Annotated in this window: 4 protein-coding genes and 1 pseudogene; 4 read left to right on the top strand and 1 reads right to left on the bottom strand. The window is 77.8% G+C overall.

All coding sequences use genetic code 11. The features are described 5' to 3' along the window. Positions 1-328, bottom strand: a pseudogene (locus C1A33_RS35855) (hypothetical protein); the annotation flags it as partial. Here C1A33_RS35855 and C1A33_RS35060 point away from each other — a divergent pair. From C1A33_RS35060 to C1A33_RS19805, 4 genes are all read left to right on the top strand, one after another. Next, positions 327-1,376, top strand: coding sequence for a PASTA domain-containing protein (locus C1A33_RS35060; protein ID WP_101832938.1), 1,050 nt, complete (start codon positions 327-329; stop codon positions 1,374-1,376). The pseudogene C1A33_RS35855 and the gene C1A33_RS35060 sit on opposite strands and share 2 nt — an antisense overlap. A gap of 97 nt (positions 1,377-1,473) precedes the next feature. After that, complete coding sequence (locus C1A33_RS19815; RefSeq protein WP_101832937.1) at positions 1,474-1,941, top strand: Lrp/AsnC family transcriptional regulator; 468 nt, start codon at positions 1,474-1,476, stop codon at positions 1,939-1,941. A 44-nt stretch (positions 1,942-1,985) separates the two neighbouring features. Next, positions 1,986-3,002: a small ribosomal subunit Rsm22 family protein gene (locus C1A33_RS19810; protein WP_101832936.1), complete on the top strand. Its 1,017-nt coding sequence runs from the start codon at positions 1,986-1,988 to the stop codon at positions 3,000-3,002. A gap of 288 nt (positions 3,003-3,290) precedes the next feature. Further along, positions 3,291-5,139: glycosyltransferase family 39 protein (locus C1A33_RS19805; RefSeq protein ID WP_243407739.1), on the top strand; the 1,849-nt coding region annotated here is incomplete at its 3' end.

Here is a 5,139-nt window from a genome sequence, read left to right as displayed (position 1 = left end):
GGACATGGCCGGCGGGGGAGCGGGGCACGACGGCCGGGATCACGGGATCAGGCAGCCGGCCGGCCCGCCGCTGGGCGCAGGGGAGCCGCGGATGGCCGAGGCGGCCGCGCGGACCGTTCGCCGGCCCGCCCGGGCGCGGCCCGCTGACCTTCGCCGAGGCGGCCCGCGTCGCCGCGCCCGTCTCATCCACCGCGCAGCCCGCGACCGACGCCGCCTCGGCCTCCTCGCTGGCCGCGCCCGTCTCGTCCACCGGACCGCCGCCACCCGCCGGCCCGGCCCCGCCGGTGCGGGTCGCCGACGGCACGGCGGACCGCCAGGCCGCGAGCATGCTGGATCCGCTGACCGGGCCGCAGGAGGCGGTGGTCGCGGGGCCGGCGGCAGGTGTGCGGCGCTGGTGGGACGAACGGCACCGGACGGTGCTGGGCACGGCGGGTCTGGCGCTGGCCGGCGCCCTGCTGGGCCTCGCCCTGGCCGGCCAGGGGCCGTTCGACCGGTCCGGCGGCGGGCCTGCGGACCAGGTCGAGGCGCCGGCGACCGTCGGCCAGAGCCAGCCCGGGGTGACCTCGAGCCCCAGCCCCGGCGTCGGGCCCTCCGCCTCGCCGGACGGCCGCCGCGGCGGTGGCGACGCGTCGCCGACGAGTCCGGCGCGGGCCGGCGCGACGGCGTCCCCCGGGTCCGGTGGCGGCCCGGATCCGACGGCGAGCGGCGCCGCCACCCCGCCGGCGGGCCCCGCGGTCGGGACCGACGAGTCCGGCGGCACCCGCCCGCGCATACCGCCCGTGGTCGGGCAGAAGGCCGACGCGGCCGCGCGGATCCTGCGCGACAGAGGCTTCACCGTGAGCCGCCGTTGGCGCGCCGACCAGGCCAGCCGCGACACCGTCGTCGCCGTCGACCCGCGCGAGGGCACCACGCCCGCGGGCGGCGCCGCCACGCCGGTCACCCTCATCGTGTCGTCGGGGCCGCGCGAGGTCACCACGCCCCCCGTCGACCCGTCTACCGGACCCATCGACCGGCCCGGGCAGGGCGGCCACCAGCCAGGGATCGGCGTCGTCCCGCCGCCGGGGCCGACCAGCTCGACACCGCCGAGCCCGCCCCCGCCCAGCGGCCGGTCCGGGGACGGCGCCGGCCCCGCCCCGGGCGCGCCGAGCCGGGGCGGGCCGCTGACTGAGGGCCTGGGGCGTCGCCCCGCGGCGCCGTCGGTTCGCGGGGCGCATGCCGATCTGTCCAGCCGACCGCGGGCGATCGACCGAACTTCGCGGGCCGCGGGCACGTGCATAGTGCGGAAAGTCCCGTGCCGCTATTCCCTTCGGAGCTCTTCGGCGCCCATCGGCTCCCGCTGGGCCGGTGGGCATCGCAGGGTGGCAGATCTGGAGTAAGCGCCCCATACCGGGACATGTTGCTACTATGTTGCAACCGCGGGGGAAAGGCCCATGCGGTGAACGCGCAAATGCCCCGACGGCGAGGAGAATCGGTTTGGACGAGCTCGACCGCGCCTTGCTACGCCTGCTGCAGCAGAATGGTCGGCGCACCAACCGGGATCTCGCGTTGGCGACGCACGTGGTCCCGTCCACCTCGTTGCAGCGGGTCCGCTCGCTGGTGGAACGAGGCATCATCAGCGGCTTTCGGGCCGAGGTGGACCTCGTCGCCATAGGCCGGCCGGTACAGGCGCTGATTTCGGTCCGGGTCCGCCCCCCGTCCCGGGCGGTGATCGAGGATTTCCGGACCTGGGCGAGCGGCCTGACCGAAACCGTCAGCCTGTTCTCCACGACCGGCGCCTTCGATTTCCTGCTGCATGTCGCCGTGCCCACCGTGGACGGCCTGTACGGTCTGGTCACCGATCGGCTCGCCGCGCGCCCCGAGGTAAGTGACGTGCGGACCAGTCTGGTGTTCGACCATCGTCGTTCCGCCGCGATCGAGCCGGCGCCGCCCAGCCCGGAGTAACCGGCGCGGGCCGGCCCGCCGGGCTTCCTGACTACGCTGCGAGCGTGACCCACCGGGAGCCCGGCGGTGCCGGGGCGCAGGCGCGACGGCGCCCGATGTCCGCCGCCTACCGCGAACTGTCCGAGCTCTACCGCACGGGCGGCGCGACCCCGGCCGACGGCGAGCTCACCGACCAGCATGTGGCCGCCTACCTGGCCGCCCGGCTGCCGGCGACGCACGCCGCCAGCCGCGCCGTGTTCGCCGAACTGGCGCTGCGCCGACCCGACTGGCGACCCGCGAGCCTGCTCGACCTCGGCGCGGGACCCGCGCCCGCCACCTGGGCGGCCCTGGAGTCGTTCCCCGACCTGGCCCGCGTCGACCTGGTCGAACGATCCACGCTCATGATCGCCGCCGGCCGGCGCCTCGCCGCCGAACGGCCGTGGGCCGCGCTGCGTGCCGCCCGCTGGCACCACGGCGGCGCCGAGACCCCGCCGGCGCTCGAGGCCGACCTCACCGTCGCCGCCTACCTGCTCGGCGAACTGCCCGCCGCGGCCCGGCCCGCGGCGCTGGCCGCCTGGTGGCGCGTCACCGCCGGCGACCTCGTCCTCGTCGACGCCGGCACCCCCGCCGGCTACCAGCGCCTGCTCGCGGCCCGCCGGGCGCTGCTCGACGCCGGCGCGACGATCACCGCCCCCTGCCCGTCCGACGGCGACTGCCCGCTGCCGGCGGGGGACTGGTGCCACTTCGCCCGCCGGGTCGAGCGCAGCGCGCTGCACCGCGGCCTCAAGGACGCCGAGCGCGGCCACGAGGACGAGAAGTTCGGCTACCTGGTGGCCTCCCGGCAGGCCCCCGCGCACGCCGCCGGCCGGCTGCTGCGCGCACCACAGCCGCGCTCCGGCCACGTCCGCCTGACGCTGTGCACCCCCGGCGGCCGGCGCGAGCGGGTCGTCGCCCGCAGCCAGGCCGACGCCTACCGCTGGGCGCGGCGCGCCCGGTGGGGCGACCCCGTCCCACACACCCCGGCGGATCCCGCCCCGCACAACCCGACCGATCCCGCGCTGCCACCCACCGCCCCGCACTGACCCCACCTTCACCCGGCCGCGCGGGCGCCCCCGCGGCGCGGCACCGCGCCCGGCGCGACCGGTGGCACGCCGCGACTGATCGCCCAGGTGGGGGCACCCGGCGCGAACCTGTGCAATCCCGCCCTCTAGCCTGAGGGCGCACAAATGCGGACTGCCGGTGTCCTGACCGAACACGAATGGTCATCAGGGCCCGGCGTACCGGTGTGCGCAACAGGCAGGGACGGCTCGGGGGCTGGAGCGGGGCGGGGGCAGATGCGCGCGGGCGCACCACCGTGGGCACGGACCGTGATGACCGCGCCGGAGGCCGCGGGAGCGCGGGAGCCCGCCGCCCGGCTGGCGCGGTCCTGGCGGGGACGCGGGGACCGGCCGCGCGGGCGGTGGTGGGCCGGGCCGGTGGGACTGGTCGCACTGCTCTGCCTCGGGTCGTTCACGGTGAGCCTGGTGCTGCAGGCGACGCTGTACCGGCACGGCTCCGGCGACGCCGACGAGGCCGCCTACGTCCTGCAGGCCCGGATGCTGCTGCACGGGCGGCTCACCCTCGACGCCGCCAGCATGGAACCGTTCTTCCGGCCGTGGCTGACGGGAGAGCACGGCGGGCGGCTGTTCACCAAGTACCTGCCGGGCTGGCCGGCGCTGCTCGCGGCGTCGCAGGCGGCGTTCGGCACGATGGCCGTCGCGCCGGCGCTGGTGGCCGCCGCCTGGGTCGCCGGCACCTACCAGCTGGCCCGCGAGCTGTTCGACGACGCGGCGACCGGGCTGCTGGCCGCCGCGGCCGTCGCGCTCAGCCCACTCGTCTGGCTGCACACCGCGCTGCCGCTGGCCTACGGCTGCGGCGCGGCCACGCTCACCCTGACCGCCGCGGCGCTGCTGCGCGGGGCGCGCACCGCGAGCCGCGGGTGGCTGTTGGCCGCCGGCGCCGGCGCGGGATTCGCGCTGCTGCTGCGGCCCTACGACGCGGTGCTGGTCCTCGCCCCGGTCGCGGCGTTCGCGCTGCTGCGGCTGTGGCGCGACGTGCGCCGGGGGCGCGTTGTCGGCGGCGATCGGACGGGCGGCGATCGGACGGACGCCGGTCCGACGGACGCCGGTCCGACGGGCGTCGTGGCGGTGGCGTCGCGCCGCGCCGGCTGGGTGCTGCTCGGCGCGGCACCGTTCCTGGCGCTGCTGCTCGCCTACTGCTGGTGGGTGACGGGCTCGCCGCTGCGTATGCCGCTGTCGGCGTCCGACCCGCTGGACCGGTTCGGCTTCGGTCCCCGGCGTATCCTGCCCAGCGAGCCGACCTTCCCCTTCGGCCGCCGTCTCGCCCTGAAGGCCGCGCGCCAGACCGTGGAAGCGGCCCCGAGCTGGCTGTTCGGCGGGTCGGTGCTGGCCGTGCTGGCCGCGGTCGGCGCGCTGGGGGCGCGACGGCGCGGTGCGCGGCTGCTGCTCGTGGCTATGGTGCTCGCGGTCGTCGGGGGCTACCTGTTCTGGTGGGGCTCGGCGTTCGCCATGCCGGGGCTGCGCACCGGGCTCGGCCCGCACTACCACCTGGCGGCGCTGAGCCCGGTGGTGATCCTCGCCGCCGCCGGCGCCCGCTCGGTGTGGTCCGCGGCCGGCCTGGCGATCGCCGGCACGGCGTGGGCGCGGGCGGCGCGGCCTGCCACCGCCGGGGCGCTGGTGGTGCTGATGGGGGCGCTCACCGTCGCGTCGCTGCCCGGCAAGGTGCGTGACCAGCGGGGCGTCAACGACCGGGTGGCGCTGGTCCACGCGCTGCTGCCGCGGGAGTACTCGGCGCCGTCGGTGGTCGTCGTCACCCCGGACACGCCCAGCCGTTACACCCAGGTGCCGTTCCAGACCCTTCGCAACGGCCCGGACCTGAGCGGGCGCGTGCTGTACGCCGCCGATCTCGGCCCGGCCACGGCCACCCTGCCCGACCGGATGCCCGGGCGCACGCTGTACCGGCTGCGCCCCGGCGAGATCGTCGACCCGGCGGCGTGGCTGAGCTACCACGGCTCGTTCACGCTCCTGCGGCCCGTCGACGCCGCCCGCGTGCGCGTCGAGCTCCAGGTGTCCCTGCCCGCCGGCGCGGCGCCCACGAGCGGCGTCGCGTCCACGACTGGCACGGCGTCGGCGCTGGCCGCCGACGTGGCGCCGGCGGCCG

Source organism: Frankia canadensis (assembly GCF_900197875.1).
Classification (GTDB): Bacteria; Actinomycetota; Actinomycetes; order Frankiales; family Frankiaceae; genus Frankia; species Frankia canadensis.
This window is presented reverse-complemented; position numbering and strand designations above follow the sequence as displayed.